At 71.5% G+C, this 21,362-nt stretch carries 13 protein-coding genes; 7 read left to right on the forward strand and 6 right to left on the reverse strand.

The window, feature by feature from the left end; all coding sequences use genetic code 11:
- Positions 1-67: 67 nt before the first annotated feature.
- From ACE3UA_RS00965 to ACE3UA_RS00980, 4 genes are read right to left on the reverse strand one after another with little or no spacing between them, the layout of a single operon-like run.
- Complete coding sequence (locus ACE3UA_RS00965) at positions 68-994, reverse strand: hypothetical protein (protein ID WP_374641578.1); 927 nt, start codon at positions 992-994, stop codon at positions 68-70.
- Positions 991-1,638 (reverse strand): 4'-phosphopantetheinyl transferase, encoded by a 648-nt coding sequence (locus ACE3UA_RS00970; protein ID WP_374641580.1) that lies wholly within the window; start codon positions 1,636-1,638, stop codon positions 991-993. Before ACE3UA_RS00970 ends, ACE3UA_RS00965 begins: the two co-directional genes overlap by 4 nt.
- Positions 1,635-6,161: a MupA/Atu3671 family FMN-dependent luciferase-like monooxygenase gene (locus tag ACE3UA_RS00975; RefSeq protein WP_374641582.1), complete on the reverse strand. Its 4,527-nt coding sequence runs from the start codon at positions 6,159-6,161 to the stop codon at positions 1,635-1,637. The genes ACE3UA_RS00970 and ACE3UA_RS00975 overlap by 4 nt, the downstream gene beginning before the upstream one ends.
- A 12-nt stretch (positions 6,162-6,173) precedes the next feature.
- Positions 6,174-12,521: an SDR family NAD(P)-dependent oxidoreductase gene (locus ACE3UA_RS00980; RefSeq protein ID WP_374641584.1), complete on the reverse strand. Its 6,348-nt coding sequence runs from the start codon at positions 12,519-12,521 to the stop codon at positions 6,174-6,176.
- 363 nt (positions 12,522-12,884) lie between these two features.
- Between ACE3UA_RS00980 and ACE3UA_RS00985 the strand changes: the two genes are divergently transcribed.
- The 3 genes from ACE3UA_RS00985 to ACE3UA_RS00995 all read left to right on the forward strand — a co-directional run bounded on the left by ACE3UA_RS00985 (position 12,885) and on the right by ACE3UA_RS00995 (position 15,177).
- Positions 12,885-13,478, forward strand: coding sequence for a polysaccharide biosynthesis/export family protein (locus tag ACE3UA_RS00985; protein ID WP_374641586.1), 594 nt, complete (start codon positions 12,885-12,887; stop codon positions 13,476-13,478).
- 59 nt (positions 13,479-13,537) lie between these two features.
- Positions 13,538-14,713: a hypothetical protein gene (locus ACE3UA_RS00990; RefSeq protein ID WP_374641588.1), complete on the forward strand. Its 1,176-nt coding sequence runs from the start codon at positions 13,538-13,540 to the stop codon at positions 14,711-14,713.
- Positions 14,714-14,778: 65 nt separating this feature from the next.
- On the forward strand, positions 14,779-15,177 hold the full coding sequence (locus ACE3UA_RS00995; RefSeq protein WP_374641590.1) for a PRC-barrel domain-containing protein: 399 nt from the start codon (positions 14,779-14,781) through the stop codon (positions 15,175-15,177).
- 30 nt (positions 15,178-15,207) lie between these two features.
- Here ACE3UA_RS00995 and rimO read toward each other — a convergent pair whose 3' ends face one another.
- Positions 15,208-16,587, reverse strand: coding sequence for a 30S ribosomal protein S12 methylthiotransferase RimO (gene rimO / locus ACE3UA_RS01000; protein WP_374641592.1), 1,380 nt, complete (start codon positions 16,585-16,587; stop codon positions 15,208-15,210).
- A 99-nt stretch (positions 16,588-16,686) separates the two neighbouring features.
- Between rimO and ACE3UA_RS01005 the strand changes: the two genes are divergently transcribed.
- The 4 genes from ACE3UA_RS01005 (at position 16,687) to ACE3UA_RS01020 (ending at position 20,617) form a co-directional block, all read left to right on the forward strand.
- Entirely contained in the window at positions 16,687-17,265 is a 579-nt protein-coding gene (locus tag ACE3UA_RS01005) for a nitroreductase (protein ID WP_374641594.1), read from the forward strand.
- Positions 17,265-17,957: an EI24 domain-containing protein gene (locus ACE3UA_RS01010; protein WP_374641923.1), complete on the forward strand. Its 693-nt coding sequence runs from the start codon at positions 17,265-17,267 to the stop codon at positions 17,955-17,957. The genes ACE3UA_RS01005 and ACE3UA_RS01010 overlap by 1 nt, the downstream gene beginning before the upstream one ends.
- A 74-nt stretch (positions 17,958-18,031) precedes the next feature.
- Positions 18,032-19,828 (forward strand): aspartate--tRNA ligase, encoded by a 1,797-nt coding sequence (gene aspS / locus ACE3UA_RS01015; RefSeq protein ID WP_374641596.1) that lies wholly within the window; start codon positions 18,032-18,034, stop codon positions 19,826-19,828.
- Positions 19,829-19,891: 63 nt separating this feature from the next.
- The gene (locus ACE3UA_RS01020; RefSeq protein ID WP_374641598.1) at positions 19,892-20,617 is read left to right on the forward strand and encodes a GNAT family N-acetyltransferase; all 726 of its coding nucleotides are present in this window, start codon (positions 19,892-19,894) and stop codon (positions 20,615-20,617) included.
- Here the strand turns inward: ACE3UA_RS01020 and ACE3UA_RS01025 are convergent.
- A complete protein-coding gene (locus ACE3UA_RS01025; RefSeq protein WP_374641600.1) occupies positions 20,605-21,270 on the reverse strand; it encodes a response regulator in 666 nt (221 codons plus the stop codon). The two genes, ACE3UA_RS01020 and ACE3UA_RS01025, sit on opposite strands and share 13 nt — an antisense overlap.
- Positions 21,271-21,362 lie beyond the last annotated feature (92 nt).

The raw sequence follows: 21,362 nt of genomic DNA on the forward strand, positions 1-21,362 counted from the left end.
GGATCTTCGGTGCCGCAGACCGGAGTTCCGGGCGCGAAGACCGTCACCGCAATCGGCATCTCGGCCCTCATGGCGCCACCCCCGTCAGGGGGGTCGAGCGCGCCACGGTCCAGGCCACCTCCTGCATCAGGCGGGCAAGTTCCGGGTCGGGCGCGGCGGCGGGGGTGCCGTCGGCCCGCAGCAGCGCATGCGGCAGGCCGACCGGGCTTTTGTGATAAAGCACCGCATAATGCACCAAGGCGACGAACTGGTTGCCGAGGTCGTTCAGGTGGATCTGGTCCGAGAACAGGTCCTTGCGGTCCCGCAGGCCGCCGACCCCGCCCCGCGCCTCGACCTCGCGCACCAGCGCGGCCAGGCCCTGCCCCACCGGGATCAGGTGGATGCGCGCGCCCTGCGGCAGCCGCCCCAGCGCCGGGCGCAGCACACCGTCCAGCCAGTAGCGCGAGAGGTCGGCGTCGATGCGCGCAAGCCAGCCTTCGGGATCGTCCAGTTCGTGCCAGGTCTCGTAGAGATAGATCCGCACCCCCGGCCGCGCCGTCCGGGCCGCCTCGGCGAAGGCCGCCAGAAAGCGCGGGCTGTCGTGATAGCGGATCGCGTCGCGGATCTCGACCGACTCGGTCAGCACGATCGCGTCGTAGTCGCCACTCGCCACCGCCGCGCGCGCGTCGCGGTAGCGGGGATGGGCGTTCTCGGCCTGAAAGCCGTTGACCGGGATCTCGCCCCAATGCGAGCGAAGCGGCGCGCCCCAGCCAAGCTGGCTGTCGTAGCGGTGGCCCTCGCCTGCCAGCTGCGCCAGCATCGCCGGCATGTCGCGGTTCACCAGGCTGTGGCCGATATGGAAGACGGCCAGCGGGGCCTGGGGCGGGGCGAGCGGTTCGCCGTAAAGCGCGGTCATCGTGGCGGCATCGGGACCGGGGGGGGCGCTGCGCCACCAGAAGGCCGCCGCCCCGGCGAGTGCCGCCAGCGCCAGTGCGATCACCCGCGCCTTCCTCACGTCGCCACTCCGGCCAGGACCAGCCCGCCCGCCCGCAGGATCCGGCCGCGCAGCCGGTGTCCTTCCGGCAGCGGCCCGACCTCCTGCCGCAGCCGGGCGACAAAGCCCTCCTCCTCCAGCGTGACCCGCACCGCATCGAAGCCGATCACCTGGCCGGTCAGCGGATATTGCGCCTTGTAGACCGCCTCCTTCGCCGCAAAGACCAGCCGCACGGCGCGGCCACGGTCGCCCGCGGGCAGCGCCGCCAGTTCCACCGGATCGCAGATCAGCGGCCAGAGATCGGGCTCCAGGCCCGCATCCGCCTCGACATCCAGGCCCAGCGGAGCGCCCCGGCGCACCGCCGCGACCGCGACGCCTTCCGCATGGGCGATGGACCCGGCCAGCCCCTCGGGCCAGCAGGGCGCGCGGTCCGGGCCGGCAGGGATCGCCACCGCCGGATGCCCCAGCGCCGCCAGCGCCCGCCGCGCGGCCAGACGGCCCGCCGCGAACTCGGCGACCCGCGCGGGCACCGCCCCCGCCACCGCCGCCGCCTCGCCGGGCAGCGGCGCGCCTGGCCCGATCCCGACCAGCGCGACCGCAACGCCCGGCGGGAACAGCCGCGCCAGCGCAGCCTCGGCCGCCGCCTGCCGGAGCACGGCTGTCACTGCGCCTGCGCCCGCTCGCGCACCGCGCGCATGGCGCGGCGGCGGGCCATGGCGTCGCCGCGGTCGGGCGCCTCGGCCGGCGGAGCCGCCGCTGCCGCGCGCGGGGCCGCAACGCCGCCGCCCAGATGCGCCGCCAGCGCCGAGAGGACCGGGAAGCGGAAGATGTCGGTGATCGCCAGTTTCTCGGCCTTCAGCCGGGCGCGCAGCTCGCGATGGGCCTGCACCGCCAGCAGCGAATGCCCGCCGAGGCTGAAGAAGTTGTCCGACCGCCCGACGCTGGGCAGGCCGAGGACCCTGCTCCAGACCGCCGCGATCTCTGCCTCCAGATCATCCGCCGGCGGCGTCTCTGCCGCCGCCACCGCCACCCGCGCCAAGGGTGCGGGCAGCGCCTTGCGGTCGATCTTGCCGTTCGGCGTCAGCGGGAAGGCGTCCAGCGCCAGGACATGCGCGGGCACCATCACCTCGGGCAGGCTTCCGGCCAGGCGGGCGCGCAGCGCGGCCTCGTCCACCGGGCCGTCGTGGGTGACATAGGCCACCAGCCGCACGTCGCCCGGCTGATCCTCGCGCGCAAGGGCCACCGCCTGCCGGATGCCCGGCGCGGCTTCCAGCGCGGTCTCGATCTCGCTCAACTCGATCCGGTGACCGCGGATCTTCACCTGGTGGTCGGCCCGGCCCAGGTAGTCGAGCCGCCCGTCCGGCCGCCGCCGCACCAGATCGCCGGTGCGATACATCCGGCCCCGCCCCGCGAAAGGATCGGGAAGGAAGCGTTCGGCGGTCAGGTCCTCGCGGCCGAAATAGCCCGCCGCGACCCCCTCGCCGCCGATCCAGAGTTCCCCCTCCATCCCGTCCGGCAGGGGCCGGGCCTCGGCGTCCAGCACGTAAAGCGCGGTATTGGCGATCGGCCGCCCGACGTTCACCGTGCCCTCCTCTCCCGTCGTCGCCTCGACCGAGGACCAGATCGTCGTCTCGGTCGGCCCATACATGTTCAGGACCGGCCCGCCGGTCACCCCGGCCAGGTCCGCCGCCAGACGGCCCGGCAGCGCCTCGCCCCCGACCAGCATCCGCCGCAGCCCCGACAGCGCGGCGCGCGCGCCCTCGTCCTCGGCCAGGACCCGCGCCAGCGAGGGCGTGCATTGCAGATGCGTGACGCCATGCGAGCGGATCAGCCCGGCCAGCGAGCCGTCCCCTGCCTGGTCGTTCGCCCGCGCCCGCACCTCGGCCAGATGCGTCAGCCCGGGCATCACCTGCGCATAGGGGATGCCATAGTCGATCAGGCAGGCGATCTCGTCGATGCCCAGCGCCTCGACCTCGGCCACCCGGGCCAGCGCATCCGCGACCGTGCCGAACAGGCCCGAATCCTCGAAATATCGCTGGAAGGCAAAGTCCAGGATCGCCTCCAGCTCCTCCGGCTCCAGCGCGCCCAGGTCGATCTGCGCCGGATTCGTCATCCCCTGCGGCTTCTTGAACGCCGGGAAGGCCCAGGCATATTGCCTGATCAACCCGGCCGCCGAGCGCAGGTAGTCCTTCATCGGCTCGCGCGCGATCTCGCGCGCCGTCTCGCGGTCTCTGGCCAGGAAGCTGTGCAGCATCAGCGTGACCTTGAAGGCCTGGGGATCATGCCCCGCCTCGGCCAAGGCCGCGCGGTAGATCGTCACCTTCTCGCCCACCTCGGCCAGCGACTGGCCCAGAAGATGGGTCAGCACATGCGCCCCAAGCCGGCCCGCCTCGCGCCAGGTCTCGGGGTTGCCGGCGGTCGTGATCCAGATCGGCAGCTCTTTCGAGACCGGCCGGGGCTGCGTCAGCACGGCGAAGGGCGTGCCGTCGGCCGTGGGGAACTCCACCGCCTCGCCGCGCCACAGCCGGCGCAGCGTCGCGATCGTGTCCAGCATCGCCTGCCGGTTGGCGGGGGGCGTGTTCTCGGGGCGCAGGACGAAATCGTCCGGCTGCCAGCCCGAGGCGATGGCCAGCCCGGCCCTTCCGCCTGTCAGGTTGTCGATCACCGCCCATTCCTCGGCGATCCGCGCCGGGTGATGCAGGGGGGCGACGCAGGACCCGGCGCGCACCCCGATGTTGCGCGTCACCGCCGCCACCGCCGCGCCGGTGACGGACGGGTTCGGATAGGGGCCGCCGAAAGCGTGGAAGTGGCGTTCGGGCGTCCAGACCGCCGAAAAACCGTTGGCATCGGCGAATTTCGCGCCTTCCAGCAGCAGGTCATACTTGGCCGGCCCGGCGCTGTCGTCATTGCCCCAGTAGAACAGGCTGAACTCCATCCCCCGGCCGGAATGGACCGCCCCGCCGCCCGAGGGGCTGAGCCGTGCCGCGTCGTCGGCCACGACCACGGTGAAACCGCGCGCCAGGGTCCAGAACAGCTCCAGCACCGAGATGTCGAAGGACATCGAGGTGACGGCCAGCCAGGTGCCGGGGTCGGTGCCGATCACCTCGTCCATGCCGGCGAAGAAGTTCAGCACGTTGCGATGGGTGACCATCACCCCCTTCGGCCGCCCGGTCGAACCCGAGGTATAGATCAGATAGGCCAGATCTTCCGGCCCCGGCCCGCCTTCCGGCGGCGTCGCGGGCGCGTTCGCCAGCCGCGCGTCGGCATCCAGCAGCAGCTGCTCCGGCCCCGCGGGCAGGAGGTCGGCCACCGCCGCCTCGGTCACGATCACCGGGCAACCCGAATCCCCGGCGTAAAGCGCCAGCCTCTCGGCCGGATAGGCGGGGTCCATCGGCACATAGGCGCCCCCGGCCATCTGGATGCCCAGGGCCCCGGCCACCATCTCCGCCCCCCGGCGGCAGGCAAGGCCGACCGGCGTGCCGCGCCCCACGCCCATCCCGCGCAGGACATGGGCGATCCGGGCGGCGCGCCCGGCCAGGGCGGCATAGGTCAGGCGCTGGTTCCCGGCGATCACCGCCGGGTGCTGCGGCCGGGCCGCCGCCATGGCCAGGACCGCCGCCGGGATCGTGCCCGCGCGGTCATATTCCCGCGCCGTGGCCGCCAGCGCGCCCTGCAGCCGCGCCTCCTCCTCGGGCGTCAGGGCGGTCAGCCGGTCAAGGTCGGCCCCCGCCGCCATCGCCTGCGCCAGCCGCCCGATGCGACCGGCCAGCGCCTCGGCCGCCCCGGAGGGAAGCCGCGCCGCATCGTACCAGAGCGCCGCCGCCCCCAGCGCCAGCGTCGCCGCCGATCCCTCGACCGGCGCGTCGCCCTCCGACAGCGCCAGCGGCGGCGGGGTCAGCGCCGCAAGGCCGGGCTCGCGCAGCGCCAGGTCGGCCGCGAGGCCCCCCGCCGCCCGCGCAGGGGCAAGGTCCGCCTCCACCGCCGCCAGCGCCGCGTCGAGCGGCCCGGAGGCCGCAAGCCGCAGCGGAACCCAGGCCAGGACATAGCCCGGCGCGGGCGAGGCACCGGCGGAAAAGGCGATGTCGCCCGCCACCCGCCCCGACGCCCGCAGGCAAGCCAGCGCCGCCTGTGCCACCCCCGCCCCGCCCAGCGCGACCGGCAGCGAGCGCCAGTCCGGCGCAGCCCCGCCGGGCCCGCCCAGCGCCACCGGATCGGCCCCCAGCAGCAGCGAGCGGAACCGCGCCTCGCCCTCGGCCACCCGGCCCAGCACCGCCGTCAGCCGTGCGGCCTCCTCGGCGGCGGGCGAGTCCAGATGCGCCACGCCCAGCGATTTCGGGCAGACCGGGGCGCCATCCATCCCGGACAGCCCCGCGAGACGCAGCGCGCCGGTGCCGCAGGCCACCACCAGCCCGGAGTCATCCGCCGCCAGCACCGCCCCCGGCAGACCCAGGCCCGGCACCACCTCGGCCCGGCCCACCGCCAGCACCCGGCCCCCGGCCAGGATCTTCGGCACCGCCAGCGGGTTGCGATAGCCGCCATGGTCCAGCCCATGCACCAGCCGCGCCACCGCCTCGGCCGGCCGGGCGAAATCCAGCCGCCCCGCCGCCGCCGGGCGATCCGCCCGCCGATAAAGATGGCGCGGCCCCGCACCCTGCGGCTGGCGCGGCTGGCCGCCGTTCTCCAGCGCGGCGATCAGCTGCGGAAAGCTCTCCAGCGCCGCCGCGAAGCACCGCGCGTTCAGGGTGAAGGCGGTCTCGTCCGGGGCAATCGCGATGCTGCGCGCGACCAGGACCTCGCCCTCGTCGATGCCCTGGGTCATCAGGTGCCAGGTGACGGCATGCCCGGTCTCGCCGTTCAGGATCGCCCAGACCGGCGCGTTCAGCCCCGCATAGCCCGGCAGCGGCCCGTCGTGGAAGTTGATCCCGCCCATCCGCGCCCGGGCCAGCACCGCCTGCGGCACCAGCGACAGGTTGGCGATCGACAGCACCCAGTCCACCGCCAGATCCGCCAGCCGCTCCGCCAGCCCCGCCCCCGGTGCCAGGACGCGCAGGCCCCGCGCCGAGGCCCAGTCGGCCACCCGCGCCTCGCGCGTGACGACGGCGGCAAGCGCATGCCCGCGCTCGAGCCAGAGGTTGCCGCATTCCGCGGTCAGGCTTTCATTGCCGATCAGGATTGCCGAAAGGGTCATGGTTCACTCCAGTCATTCAGCAGCAAGCTTGTGGTCGTCTGCGATCGGACGCGCGGCTTCGGCCCGGGCCATGGCCTCGCGCATCCGGTTGGCCAGCACCCGGACATTCGGCTCCAGCACCATGGAATCGTGGTCGCCCGGCACCTCGACCACCTCGAGGCCGGGGGCGAAGCGGGTCCACTGGTTGTCGGCGAAGACATATTCCTTGGCACTGCTGATCCAGTTCCCGCCGCTCACCTTCCAGCGCCGGTCGAGGGGCGGGCGGTAGAGGATGACACGGCCCTCGGCCCAGGGCTCCAGCCGGTAGACGCCCACCGCGCGGCGGAAGGCGGCCTCGATCGCCGCATTGTGGAACGAGGGCACCGTCGGGTCGGGCTCGCCCGCCGCCAGCGCCTTTTGCGCGCGCGCCCATTCCCTGCGCCGGCGCAGCCAGTCCAGCAGGAAGCGCGGCCCGTGCTGGCGGAACTCGGCCAGCTTGATCGCGGCCCGGTCGGCCCGGCTGGGCACCGGCGGCACCGGCATCGGCGTGTCCAGAAGCGCGACCAGCGCCACCTCCTCGCCCGCCGCGCGCAGCTGGCGGCCCATTTCCCAGGCGGTCAGGCCGCCGCCGGAGAAACCGCCCAGCAGATAGGGCCCCGAGGGCTGGATCTGCCGGAGTTCGGCGATGCAGTCGGCCGCCGCCGCCTCCAGCGTCTCGTGCGGGGCGGCGTCGCCGAACAGCCCGCGCGCCTGCAACCCGTAGAACGGCCGCTCCTTGCCCAGAAGATGCGCCAGATGCCGCAGGTTCAGCACGTTGCCGAACATGCCCGCGACCAGGAAGAACGGCGTCCGCGTCCCCGTCCCGCCGCCATGCATGGCGACCAGATGGGTGAAGTCGGGCCCGGCGGGGTCGGCCTTTGCCGCCGGATCCGCCGATTTCTCCGCCTCGGGGCCGATGCGTTCGGCGATCAGCGCCGCGACGCGGGCGATGGTCGGCGCCTCGAACAGGACCGAGATCGGAAAGTCCAGCTGCCACTCCTTGCGGATCTTGGCGAACAGCCGCACCGCGATCAGCGAATGGCCCCCGAGGGCGAAGAAGTCATCCTCGACCCCCACCTCCTCGACGCCCAAGAGCCCTGACCAGAACCCGGCCAGGGTGCGCTCGACCTCGGTCCGGGGGGCGACATAGGCGGTTTCCAGCGTCGGGCGGGCAAAGCCGGGCCCCTCGTCGCCGGGGCCCTGGTCCCCGACCTCGGCCTGGCGCAGCAGCGCCGGCAGGTCCAGCGACGAGACCAGCACCTGCGGCGTCTCGACCTTCAGCGCGCGCAGGAAGGCCTCGGCCCCCTCGGCCGGGCGGATGCCATCCTCCAGCGCCTGCTTCAGCCGCGCCTCGGCGGGCGAGAGGGTGCGCCCCGCCTCGTCATCCGCGACCACCTCGCCGGGGGTGGCGGGGGCGGGGCGGGCCAGCACTTCCGCCGCCGCAACCGCGCGGAAGCTGATCCCCCGGACCTCGACCAGCACCCGGCCGGCCGGGTCGGTCAGCGTCACGTCGAAGCTGGCGCTCCCCGCGCCGGGCGCGCCCTGCAAACGCACCCAGCTGCGGATTTCGGCCGGGAGGGGCGCGAAGACCTGCACCGTGCCCGAGGTCACGGGCACCCAGATCTCGCCCTTCGCCACCTCGGGCAGCAGCGCCAGCCCCCAGCCGGTGCCGATGTCGTAAAGCGCCGGATGCAGCGCCGTGGCGGCGGTATCTGCGGTCGCATGGGCCGCAAGCGCCAGCGTCGCCAGCCCCTCGCCCTGCCCCAGCGCCGTCTGCCGCAGCACCTGCCAGCGCGGCCCGAAGGCCAGGCGATCCTCCTGCGCGCTTGGCAGGGCACCGCCGTCGCGCGCCTGCCGCCGGTCGGGGCAGCGCGCCGCGATGGCGGCCAGGTCCAGTCTCTCCGGCGACACCGCCGCCAGCGGCGCAAGCTCGGCCTCGACCGCCAGCGCCCAGCCCATGGTCTCGCGCGTCCGCGCCTCCAGCCGCCAGGGGCCCCTGTCGCGGGTCAGCGTCACCCGCAGGTCGCGCGGGGCGTCGCCCTCCAGCCGGATCGGACGGAACACCGTCAGCCCGGAAAGGGTGAAGGCCGCGCCCTGCCCCAGCGCCGCCAGCGCCTCGGCCGCGATCTCGGGCCAGGCGGCCCCCGGCAGGATCGCGGTGCCGTCCTTCAGCCGGTGGTCGTCCATCACCCATTGCGCATTGGAGAGCGTGGTGGAGAACCGGCTCCCCTCGCCCTCGCGCGCCATGCGTTGCAGGATCGGCAGACCGGGCAGCGGGGTTTCGCTGCCCCGGCCCTCGCTGCGCCGGGCGGCGGCGTCGGCGGCCATGCCGATCCCCGACCAGATCCCCCAGTCGATCGCCGTCACCTTCGTCCGCCCGCCCGAGCGCGACCGGGCATAGGCGTTCAGATATTCGTTCGCCGCCACATAATCGGCCTGGCCCGCCGGCGCGATCACGGTGGAGGTCGAGGAGAACAGCACCAGCCGCGCGATGCTGCCATCTGGCAGCAGGCCGTCCAGCAGCCTCGTGCCATGCACCTTCGGCGACAGCACCGCCTCGGCCGCGCCGGGATCCTTGCCCAGCAGCGGCGCATCGTCGACCGTGCCCGCGGCCTGGACGACCCCGTGGATCGGCCCCAGCTCGGCCCGCACCCGGTCGAGCGCCGCGCGCATCTCCTCGGGGTTGCAGACGTCGGCCGCCAGCGGCAGGACCGTTCCCAGCCGCGCCAGACGCTCCAGCACCCCGGCGCGCTGGCCATCCGGGCCCGGCAGGCTGCGCCCGATCAGCGCGACCTTTGCCCCATGTTCGCGCATCAGCCGTTCGGCCAGCGTGACCCCGATGCCGCCGAACCCGCCAACCAGCACCCAGACGGAACCCTCGGGCACCTCGGCCCGCTCGGCCAGCGGCGCGGGGGCCAGGCGCTGCTCGTAGCGCCGCGCGCCGCGCAGCGCCGCGACCGCGTTCGCCGGGGTGGCAAGCATCTCCTCCAGCACCAGTCCCAGCGTCTCGGGCGGAAGGGGACGGCGGCCTTCGGGCAAGGCGACGTCGACCAGCGCGGCGGTGAGCCCCGACAGCTCGCGCGGCATCACCCGCACCGGGCCCGCGACCGCGGCCTTTTCCGGCCAGGGCAGCGCCTCGTCGCGGACCTGCGCCGCGCCCGAGGTGAAGACCGTCAGATGCGGCAGGGGGGAAAGCCCGATCTCGCCCATCGCCTGGCCAAGGAAGAACAGGCTCCAGAAGCCCCGTTCCAGGTTGCGGTGAAAGAAGCTCGACCCCGGCCGGAAGGTCTCGGCATCCGTCACCAGCCAGAAATGCGCGATCCGCTGCGGGGCAAGGCCGCGCTGCGCCAGATCGGCCAGCAGCGCGTCATAGCCCTCGCGGCCATGCTCGGGGGCCAGCGTATAGCTGTCCTCGCCGGTCCGGGCAAAGGCGTCGCCGGCATGGGCGGTGATCACCCGATGCCCGCCCTTGCGCAGTCGCTGCACCGCAGCCCGCGCCAGCCCCGCCTCGTCGGAAAAGACCAGCCAGGTCAGCGGCGGCCCAAGATCGGCCTCGACATCGACCGGACAATCGGCCGGCACCGGGCGCCAGGCCAGGCGATAGCCGAAGGACTCGACGCTGCCATGCCGCTCCGCCGCGGTCCCGGCCTCGGGCAGCTGGGCGGGCTTGCCCGGCTCGACGAAATAGCGCGCGCGCTGGAAGGGGTAGGTCGGCAGCGGCACGCGCCGGCGCCGCGCCTCGCCCCAAAGCTGCGACCAGTCGGGCGCGGCCCCCACCGCCCAGAGACGGCCCAGAGTGGCGATGAAATGGCGGTCGTCCGAGACCCTGTCCTCGGGATGGCGCAGGCTGGCCGGAACCGGCTGGCCGCCCATCACCCCGTTGGCCTGCGCCAGCGTCGCCAGCGCCCGGCCGGGACCCACCTCCAGATAGACCCGGTCGGCCTTCTCGCGCAGGGTCCGGATCCCGTCGGCAAAACGCACCGTCCCGCGCAGATGCGCGACCCAGTAATCCGGGCTCGTCGCCTCGGCATCGGTCAGCACCCTGCCCGAGCGGTTCGAGATGATGGGGATCCGGGGCGCGGACAGCACCATCCCCCGCAGATGCGCCCGGAACCGCTCCAGGATCGGCTCCAGCATCTTCGAATGGGCGGCGATGTTTATGGCGATGCGCGTGCTTTCGATCCCGGCCGCCTCCAGCCGCGCCGCCAGGTCCTTCAGCGCCGCATCCGGGCCGGAAACCACCGTCAGCTCCGGCGCATTGATCGAGGCGATGTCCAGATCGCCCAGCCAGGGGCCGAGGTCCGCTTCGGACAGCGGCACCGACAGCATCCCGCCCGCGGGCACCGTGTCGAAGAGTTGCCCGCGCAGATGGACCAGGCCGATCACGCCCTCCAGCGTCATCACGCCGGCAAGATGGGCGGCGGCATTCTCGCCCATCGAATGGCCGATCAACGCCGAGGGCCGCACCCCCCAGCTTTCCCAAAGCCGCGCCAGCGCGATCTCGACGATCAGGATCAGCGGCAACTGCAGCGAGGGCAGGCGCAGCGTCTCGGCCGCCCTGGCCTCCTCTCCCGGCTCCGGCAGCCAGAGCGCCCGGATGTCGCGGCCGCCCAGCCCCGCCAGCACGTCCAGCCCCCGGTCCATCCATTCGGCAAAGACCGGCTCGGTCTCGTAAAGGTCACGGGCCATGCCGGGATATTGCGCGCCGCCGCCGGGGAACATGAAGACCACGTCCGGCGCCTCGCCCACCCGGCGCTGGGTGAAGACCCGGCGCGGATCGCCCGCTTCCAGCTGCGCCGCCGCCTCGTCATGGCTTGCGGCCACCAGCACCCGGCGATGCTCGAAGGCGCGGCGGCCCTCCTTCAGGGTAAAGGCCACGTCGGCCAGGGGCTGCTCGGGATGGGCGCGCAGATGCGCCGCCAGCCGGGCCGAAGCCTCGTTCAGCGCGGCCGGCGAGCGGGCCGAGAGCGCGAGCAGCTGGAACGGCCAGTCGCTCTCGCCGCTGGCGGCCGCTTCGGGCGCCTCCTCCAGCACCACATGCGCATTGGTGCCGCCCACTCCCAGCGAGTTCACCCCCGCCCGGCGCGGCCCCTTGCGGCGCGGCCAGTCCGCCAGACGGTCGTTGACCCGGAACGGGCTGGTCTCGAAGTCGATCGCGGGATTCGGCACCTCGAAGTTCAGGCTGGGCGGCATCTGCCCGTGCTGCAACGCCAGCGTGGTCTTGATCAGGCTCGCGACGCCCGCGGCGGTGTCCAGATGGCCGATATTGGTCTTGACGCTGCCGATCCGGGCGAAATTCCGGTCCTGCGTCGTGCGGCGGAAGGCCTGGGTCAGCGCCGCGACCTCGATCGGGTCGCCCAGATAGGTGCCGGTGCCATGGCACTCGACATAGTCGATCGTGTCGGCGGGCACATCCGCCAGCGCCAGCGCCTCGGCCACGCAAGCCGCCTGCCCCTCGACCGAGGGTGCCAGATAGCCCGCCTTGGCCGCGCCGTCATTGTTGACCGCGCTGCCCCGGATCACCGCCCGGACGTGGTCGCCATCCGCCAGCGCATCCGCCAGCCGCCGCAGCACCACCGTCCCCGCGCCCGAGCCGAAGACCGTGCCCTGCCCGCGCCGGTCGAAGGCATGGCAGACCCCGTCCGGCGACAGGACCTCGCCCTCCTTGTAGAGATAGCCGCGCTTCTGCGGCAGCTCGATCGTCACGCCGCCCGCCAGCGCCATGTCGCATTCGCCGCCCAGCAGCGACTGCACCGCCGTATGGACCGCCACCAGCGAGGTGGAACAGGCGGTCTGGATCGAGAGCGATGGCCCCTTCAGGTCAAGGACATGGCTGACCCGGGTGGACAGGAAATCCTTGTCGTTGCCGGTATGGCGCAGAAGGAACATCCCCGTGCTCTCCACCAGGCCGGGGTTCGAGCAGAGGTTGAAGTAGAAATAGCTGCCCATCCCGCAGCCGGCAAAGACGCCGATCCGGCCCCGGAACACCTCGGGCGGGTGTCCGGCATCCTCCAGCGCCTCCCAGGCCACCTCCAGGAACTGCCGGTGCTGCGGATCCAGGATCGCGGCTTCCTTCGGCGAAAACCCGAAGAACTCGGCGTCGAACTGGTCGAATCCCTCCAGCGGAGCGGCAAAGGGGACATAGGACGGGTTCTTCAGCACGGCCGGGCTTTCCCCGGCGGCGGTCAGTTCCTCCGGCGTCAGCCGGCGCACGGCAGACCGGCCCTCGCGCAGCATCTCCCAGTACTGCCCGATGTCCGCCGCCCCCGGCAGGTGGGCAGCCATTCCCACGATGGCGATCAGGTTCTCGCCAGCGCCACCCTCGTTTCCGACCCATTCCATACTCAAGACCGCCCGACGCAAACAGGGATTACTGAAAATTCTTGTCCTGCAAAGCCTTGCACCCTTCGCCCCCCTTTCCGCCCCGCCATCGGGCGGCGCTTGCCGGGGAATGCGACCGGCGCCGGCCTCGCGCAGGTTCTGTAGCGCCTACCCTAAGTCCTGCGGTGCCTCCGGGGCAAGCCGGGCGGGGCCGCCCGTCGGGAATCCCCACCCCGAAAGGAAACAAAAAGGGCCAAAGGATCGCATTTGGCCCCGAGTGCCGAAAAATCGCCATTCACCCTTTGCGACGCTTGCACGAATCCGTATGGTTCCCACCATCCAATCGCGTGCTTGGCACGACTCACCGACGAAGGATTAGGCAAGATGAGATTTGTGCTGGCGCTGATTGCGGCCCTTATGGTCATCCCGTTCCTGGCCGACCCCGGCCTGGCCCAGGATTATCGCCTTCGCCCCGGCGACACCGTCCAGGTCGAGGTGCTTGAGGACACCACCCTCAACCGCTCTGCCATGGTCCTGCCGGACGGCCAGATCTCGCTGCCCCTGACCGGCTCGGTCCGCGCCGCCGGGCGCACGCTGGCGCAGATCCAGGCCGATCTCGCCGCCCGCCTTGCCCCGAACTTCGCCGAACCGCCCACCGTCTTCGTGACCCTCGCCACCCTGGCCGAGCGGGTGGCCGCCCCGGCGCGCACCATCGACATCTTCATCCTCGGCGCCGCCAACACGCCCGGCCGCGTCGAGGTCCCCCCCGGCACCACGGTCCTCCAGGCAATAGCCGCCGCCGGCGGGCTCTCGCCCTTTGCCGCGACCAAGCGGCTGCAACTGCGGCGCATCGACAAGTCCGGCAGCGAAAAGATCTACCGGATCGACTTCGACGCCATCGAGCGCGGCGCCTCGAATACCACCCGCCTCGTCGATGGCGACGTGATCGTCGTCCCGCAACGCCGCCTGTTCGAGTAAGCGCCCCCATGCAACGAAGATTTCCGCTTGGCGGCGCAATCGGTCTTGGCGCCGCCCTGATGGCATCGACCGCCACCGCACAGGATGCGGAGGGTGGATTGCGGCTGGTCTTCGGGATCGAGGAGCGCCTTGAATACGGCCGCAATCTTGCGCTCGCGGTCCCGGCCGAAGGCTCGACCGCCAGTGCCGCGACCACGCTCAGCTTCGGCCTCTACTCCTCCACGCCGCTCGACCGGCTGGAGTTCACCGCCTCGGCCGCGCTGCTGGTCGAGAACGCGCCGGACACCGACGGGACCGTGACCGAATTCGCCCGCCCCCGGCTGGGCTTTTCCTACACGCGCGAGGTTCCGAACGCGGTCTTCGGCATCGACCTCAGCTATATCCGCGACGACGTCGACAGCCTGGCCGAGGATCTGGAGGATGCCGATGCCACCGGAACCGAGACCGACTATGGCGTCGCCCTGCGGTTCGAGACCGGCCGCACCACGCCGGCCAGCTTCTTCGTCACGGCGGCCCATGAGGTCACCGAATACGAGGACACCACCGATCCCGACCTGATCGACACGACGACGACCAGCCTGGAAGCCGGCACCCGCCTGCGCTTCTCCGAGGTGCTGACCGGCACCGTCTCGCTGGAATTTTCCCGCGAGGACGAGGACGGCGCGCCCGACACGACCGACACGCTGACCGCCGCCTTCGGACTGGAGCATGCGCTGGCGAACGGCAGCGCCTCGCTGGATCTGACGCACAGCACCGAGGACGGCGGCGAGGACCGCACCACGATCACCCTCGGCCGCACGCTGGAACTGCCCGCCGGCACGCTCGCGGCGCGGCTCGGGCTCAGCCGGTCCGACCTGGGCGGCACCGATCTCGTCGGCGGCCTTGACTGGAGCCAACGGCTTCCGGACGGCGGGGTGACGGTCAGCCTGGAACGGTCCACCAGCTATGATTCGGACGATGGCGAGACGACCGTCGACACCGCCCTTTCGGTCGAGTGGACGCATGAGATCAACGCGCTGTCCTCTCTCGCCGCCGATGCCTCCTGGGCGCTCAGCGACGCCGCCTCCGAGCGGATCGAGGAAACCGGGCTTGGCGTCACCTACCGCACCGCGCTAACCCGCGACTGGGAGCTTGCCAGCGGCCTGCGCTACATCTGGCGCGATGATGCCGACGGGCATGCCGAATCGCCGATGGTCTTCGTTTCGCTCGGCCGCAGCTTCACCCTGCGCCCCTGACGGGCCGGGAACCAAACGGCCGCCTCTCTGGTTGACGGGGAACCCGCAACGAAAGAGGCACCGAAATGCAAGACGCACCCTTTGCCGACCGCGCCGCCGCCTCGGGCGGCGCGCGCGACAGCACCCCTTCGTCCATGGTGTCCAGCGCCGATGTCAACGGCACCGAGGTCTACAGCCCCTCTGGCGACCATCTGGGCCAGATCGACCACCTGATGATCGACAAGGTCTCGGGCCAGATCGCCTATGCGGTGATGACCTTCGGCGGTTTCCTGGGTCTCGGCGCCGGTGAACACCCGGTGCCGTGGAAGAAGCTCACCTATGACACCAATCTCGGCGGTTTCGTCACCGACATCACGCAAGAGCAGCTGACCGGCGCGCCCTCCTGGAGCAGGACCTGGTTCGACGATCCCGACTACCATCGCCGCAGCTACGACTATTACGGCGTCCCGCCCTACTGGCTGTGACCTGTGGCCTCCGGCCCCTGGGGCCGGGGGCTACCGCCGCCGCCCCCAGAGATCATATTCCCCGGCCTCGTCCACCTCGACCTCGACGATGTCGCCGGGCGCAAGTTCCTCGAAGCCCTCGTCGATGAAGAGATTGCCGTCGATCTCGGGCGCGTCGGCCTTGGTGCGGCAGGTGGCGCCTTCGTCGTCCACCTCGTCGACGATCACCTCTAGCACTTTTCCAACTTTTTCACCCAGTTTCGCCGCCGAAATCGCCTGGGCTTTTTCCATGAAGCGATCAAACCGCTCCTGCTTCACCTCGGCGGGCACATGGTCGGGCAGGTCGTTCGATCGCGCGCCGGCGACGTTCTCATACTGGAAGCAGCCGACGCGATCCAGTTGCGCCTCGTCCAGCCAGTCCAGCAGCGTCTGGAACTCGGCCTCGGTCTCGCCGGGATAGCCGACGATGAAGGTCGAGCGCAGCATCAGCTCCGGGCAGACCGCGCGCCAGGCGGCGATCTCGTCCAGCGTCTTCGCCGCCGCCGCAGGCCGCGCCATGCGTTTCAGCGTGTCGGGATGGGCATGCTGGAAGGGAATGTCGAGATAGGGCAGCACCAGTCCCTCCGCCATCAGCGGGATCAGCTCGCGCACATGCGGATAGGGATAGACGTAATGCAGCCGCACCCAGGCACCCAGTTTCCCCAGTTCGCGCGCGAGGTCGGTGATATGCGCCCGCACCTCGCCACCCTTCCAGGGGCTCAGGTCATGCTTGCGATCCACCCCATAGGCGCTGGTGTCCTGACTGATCACCAGCAGCTCCTTCACCCCGGCCTCGACCAGCTTTTCCGCCTCGCGCAGGATCGCATGGGCCGGGCGGCTGACCAGGCGGCCGCGCATGTCGGGGATGATGCAGAACTTGCACTTGTGGTTGCAACCCTCGGAAATCTTTAGATAAGAATAGTGCCTGGGGGTCAGCGACACGCCCGTCGCGGGCAGAAGGTCGATGAAGGGATCGGGCGAAGGCGGCACCGCGCCATGCACCGCGTCCAGCACCGCCTCGTATTGGTGCGGCCCGGTCACCGCCAGCACCTTCGGATGCGCGCCGGTGATGTATTCCGGCTCGGCCCCCAGGCAGCCGGTCACGATCACCCGGCCGTTTTCCTGCAGGGCCTCGCCGATCGCCTCCAGGCTTTCCGCCTTGGCCGAATCCAGGAAGCCGCAGGTGTTCACGATCACCGCATCCGCGCCCTTGTAGTCGGGCGAAATCGCATAGCCCTCGGCCCGCAGGCGGGTCAGGATGCGCTCGCTGTCGACCAGCGCCTTGGGGCAGCCAAGGCTGACCATGCCGATGGTCGGCTGGCCGTCGCGGCGGGTGTCGGGGACCAGCGCGCGGGCAAGGTCGGGGCGGAGGATCGGCGGGTTTTCGGACATGCGCCGCTATACCCCGAGCGCGGGCCCGAGAAAAGCCCGCCCTCTGGCATCCGGGTCCCGCCCCGGCTAGCTTGCACGCAACCGTGAGAAGGATCCCAGATGCCCGCCCGCAACGACGCCGCCCTCGCCTTCCTGTCCGCCCGCCGCTCGCGCCCGGCCAAGCTCTTCACCCTCCCCGTCCCCGACCGTGACCAGCTGGTCGAGATCCTGACCGCCGCCACCCGCGTCCCGGACCATGGCAAGCTGCAACCCTGGCGGCTGGTCGTCCTGCGCGGCGCGGCCTTCGCCCGGCTTGCCGACCTGGCCGAGGCCCGCGCGCGCGCGCTTGGCGGCGATGACGAGAAGATCGCCAAGGGGCGCGGGCAATATGACCTCGGCAAGCTTGCGGTGGTGGTGATCGCCTCGCCGAAACCCCTGCCCAAGATCCCGCCGGTCGAGCAGCTCCTGTCGGCCGGCGCGCTGTGCATGAACATCCTCAATGCGGCCGAGGCCGCGGGCTGGGGCGCGAACTGGCTGACCGGCTGGCCCGCGCATGACCCGGAATTCGCCGCCCGCGCCTTCGGCTGCCAGGGGGACGAGACGGTGGCCGGGATCGTCCATATCGGCACCCCGCCCGAAGATGGGCCCGACCGCCCGCGCCCCGAGCTTGCCAGCCTGGTGACCTGGGTGGAGGCGTGATCCTCGGCGCCTTCCTCCGCGCCCTGGGCCAGATCGGCGACCGCCGCTTCCGCCGGGTGCTGCTGCTCGGCGTCCTTCTGGCGCTGGCGCTGCTGGTCGCGGCCTATGCGGGCTTCCTGCAGCTGGTCTGGTGGCTCTCCCCCGACAGCATCGAGATTCCCTTCGTCGGTCCCGTCACCGGGATCGACACGCTCCTCGGCTGGGCCTCGATCCTGGTGATGCTGGGGCTTTCGGTCTTCCTTATGGTTCCCGTCGCCTCGGCCTTCACCGGGCTGTTCCTGGAAGACGTGGCCGATGCGGTCGAGGACCGGCACTACCCCCATCTCCCCCCCGCCACCGCCCTGCCCTGGGCCGAGGGCCTGCGCCAGTCGGTCAACTTCCTGGGCGTCGTCATCGCGGTGAACCTGCTGGCCCTCTTCCTTTACCCCCTCGCCGGCCCCGCGATCCCGCTGGTGTTCTGGGCGATCAACGGCTTCCTGCTCGGCCGCGAATACTTCACCCTCGTCGCACTCCGCCGCCTGCCCCCGGCCGAGGCAAAGGCGATGCGGCGGCGCAACGGGTTGCGGCTCTGGCTGGCGGGCACGCTGATGGCCGCGCCGCTGTCGGTGCCGGTGCTGAACCTGGTGATCCCGGTGCTGGGCGTCGCCACCTTCACCCATCTCTTCCACCGCCTCGCCGCCGCCGGGCGCTGACGCGGGCTTGACTTGGCCGCCCGGTCAAGGTGTATCGGCGCGATGGAATTCTGCCCCTTGGAAAGGGATCGACTATGCACGCCTATCGCAGCCACACCTGCGCCGCGCTGAACAAGGCCCATGTGGGCGAAACCGTCCGCCTCTCCGGCTGGGTCCACCGGGTGCGCGATCATGGCGGCGTGCTGTTCATCGACCTGCGCGACCATTACGGGATCACACAGCTGCTCTGTGACGGCGACAGCCCCGCCTTCGCCGCGCTGGAAAAGGTGCGCGCCGAATGGGTGGTCCGGGTCGACGGAAAGGTCAAGGCGCGGGATGCGTCGCTGGTGAACGCCAAGATCCCGACCGGCGAGATCGAGGTCTATGTGACCGAGGTCGAGGTCCTGGGCGCCTCGGACGAGTTGCCGCTGCCGGTCTTCGGCGACACCGAATATCCCGAGGAAACCCGCCTGACCTACCGCTTCCTCGACCTGCGGCGCGAGTCGATGCACCAGAACATGATGCTGCGCTCGAACGTGGTGCGCTGGCTGCGCAACGCGATGTGGGACCAGGGCTTCACCGAGTTCCAGACCCCGATCATCACCGCCTCCTCGCCCGAGGGCGCGCGCGACTTCCTGGTGCCCAGCCGCCTGCATCCGGGCAAGTTCTACGCCCTGCCGCAGGCGCCGCAGCAGTTCAAGCAGCTGATCCAGGTCGCGGGCTTCGACCGCTATTTCCAGATCGCGCCCTGCTTCCGGGACGAGGACCCGCGCGCCGACCGTTCGCCGACCGACTTCTACCAGCTCGACATCGAGATGAGCTTCGTCACCCAGGACGACATCTTCGCCGCCGTCCAGCCCGTGCTGCAAGGCTTGTTCGAGGCCTTCGGCAAGGGCCGCAAGGTCCATGCCGACTGGCCGCGCATCGCCTATCGCGACTCGCTCAAGTGGTATGGCTCGGACAAGCCCGACCTGCGCAACCCGATCCGGATGCAGGACGTCAGCACGCATTTCCGCGGCTCGGGCTTTGCGATCTTCGCCAGACTGCTGGAGCAGGACGGCAACGAGGTCCGCGCCATTCCCGCGCCGAAGGGGCCCTCGGGCGAGCCGGTGGGGCGCAAGTTCTGCGACCGGATGAACGCCTTCGCGCAAAGCCAGGGCCTGCCCGGCATGGGCTATATCTTCTGGCGCGAGGCCGAGGATGGCTCGGGGATGGAGGCGGCCGGCCCGCTCGCCAAGAACATCGGGCCCGAGCGGACCGAGGCGATCCGGCAGCAGCTGGGGCTGGAAAAGGGCGATGCCGCCTTCTTCCTCGGCGGCAAGCCGGAGGCCTTCGAGGCGATCGCGGGCCGGGCACGCAACGTGATCGGCGAGGAGCTGGAGCTGACCGACCGCGACAGCTTCCGCTTCGCCTGGATCGTCGATTTCCCGATGTACGAGACGACCGAGGAGGGGAAGATCGACTTCTCGCACAACCCCTTCTCGATGCCGCAGGGCGGGCTCGAGGCGCTGATGGGCGACCCGCTGAAGGTCCATGCCTACCAGTACGACCTGGCCTGCAACGGCTATGAGGTGATCTCGGGCGGCATCCGCAACCACAAGCCCGAGATCATGTACAAGGCCTTCGAATTGGCCGGCTATCCGAACAGCGAGGTCGACAAGCGCTTCGGCGGCATGGTCAAGGCGTTCAAGTATGGCGCGCCCCCGCACGGCGGCTGCGCGGCCGGGATCGACCGGCTGGTCATGCTTCTGGCCGACACCCAGAACATCCGCGAGGTCATCATGTTCCCGATGAACCAGCGCGCCGAGGACCTGCTGATGGGGGCGCCGTCGGAACCCACGAACGAACAGCTGCGCGAGCTGCGGCTGCGCGTCCTGCCGAAAGAGGCCTGAACGCCCCTTGCCCCGCCCCGCGCCGCGTCCTAGCCTGCGCGGGCAGATGCGGCGGGGGGTGGCATGACGGAACGGAAACTGGGAGCCGTGGTTCAGGGCTGGTCCCCGCCCCGCCGACCCGACCACGCCCCGATGCAGGGGCGGCTGGTCCGGCTGGAACCCCTGAAGGCCGATACCCATGCCGAAGCCCTGCACGCGGGTTTTGCCGGGCATGATTCGCTTTGGGACTACCTCGGCTACGGCCCCTTCGCCTCGGCTGCGGACTATCACCAATGGGCCCGCGCGCGCGAGGATGGCGAGGATCCGCGCTTCTTCGTGCTCTGCGACGCGCAGACCGGACGGCCCGGCGGCATCGCCTCCTACCTGCGGATCACTCCCGAGGCGGGCGGGATCGAGGTCGGCCATATCTGCATCGCCCCCCATCTCCAGCGCAGCGCCGCGATGACCGAGGCGATGTTCCTGATGATGCAATGGGCCTTCGACGCGGGCTACCGGCGCTATGAGTGGAAATGCGACGCGCTGAACCTGCCCTCGCGCCGGGCGGCCGGGCGGCTGGGCTTCAGCTTCGAGGGCGTCTTCCGCCAGCACATGATCGTCAAGGGCCGCAACCGCGACACCGCCTGGCTCTCGGTGATCGACAGCGAGTGGCCCGCCCTCTCGCGCGCCTTCACGACCTGGCTCGCGCCCGCGAACTTCGACGCCGGAGGGCGCCAGCGCACCAGCCTGTCCGACCTCACCGGCCCGCTGCGCGCGAATGACGACCCCGCCCTGCGCGGTCAGACCGGCTGAAGCGCCGTCAGCCGCTCGGCCAGAAGCCGCGACAGCGCCTGCCGCCCGGCCTCGTCCCGCGCCCGGACCGCCGCCGCCTCCAGCGGCGCGTCGCCGATCGTGCGGGCAAGTCCCCGGACGAAGCCCGACAGATAGCCCGCGTCCCCCGCCCCCTCGACCAGCGCGGCCGCCCGGGCCAGGTCGTCGCGCAGCGCCATCGGATCGGCGGGCGGGGCCTCCATCGCCTCGGCCGCGACATCCGGCCCGGTGCCGGTGAGAAGCTGCCGCACCAGCCGCAGGAACCCCGCGATCGAGGGAAAGGGCTTGTCGAAGAAGGCCACCGCCCCCGCGTCCAGCGCCGAAGCCCGGCCATCGGGATCGCCGCTGATCGCCAGGACCGGGATCCCCCCTGCCGCGGCGGCGGCGATCAGCGCCTCCCCCCTTCCATCGGGCAGGCCGAGGTCGGCGATCAGCAGGTCCGGCCGGTAGCTGGCCAGATGCGCCCGCGCCGCCTCCAGCGTCTCGACCCGGCGCAGGCGGGCCCCGGCGCGGGTCAGGATCAGGCGCAGCGCGTCGCTGGCGAAGCGGCTGTCCTCGACCGCAAGCACGGTGAGGCCGCGCAAGGGCAGCGGCGAATCAGAGGGCGGCGGCGGGCCGTCGGGGGGGAAGGGCATGGCGGGCCTCGGTCTGGAACGGGGCCAGATTGCGCCCGCCCCGGTAAACAGCCGGTAAACAGGATTGCGACCACCTCGCGCTTGCCCTAATC

Origin of the sequence: Tabrizicola sp. (assembly GCF_041919135.1) — a bacterium.
Classification (GTDB): Bacteria; Pseudomonadota; Alphaproteobacteria; order Rhodobacterales; family Rhodobacteraceae; genus Tabrizicola.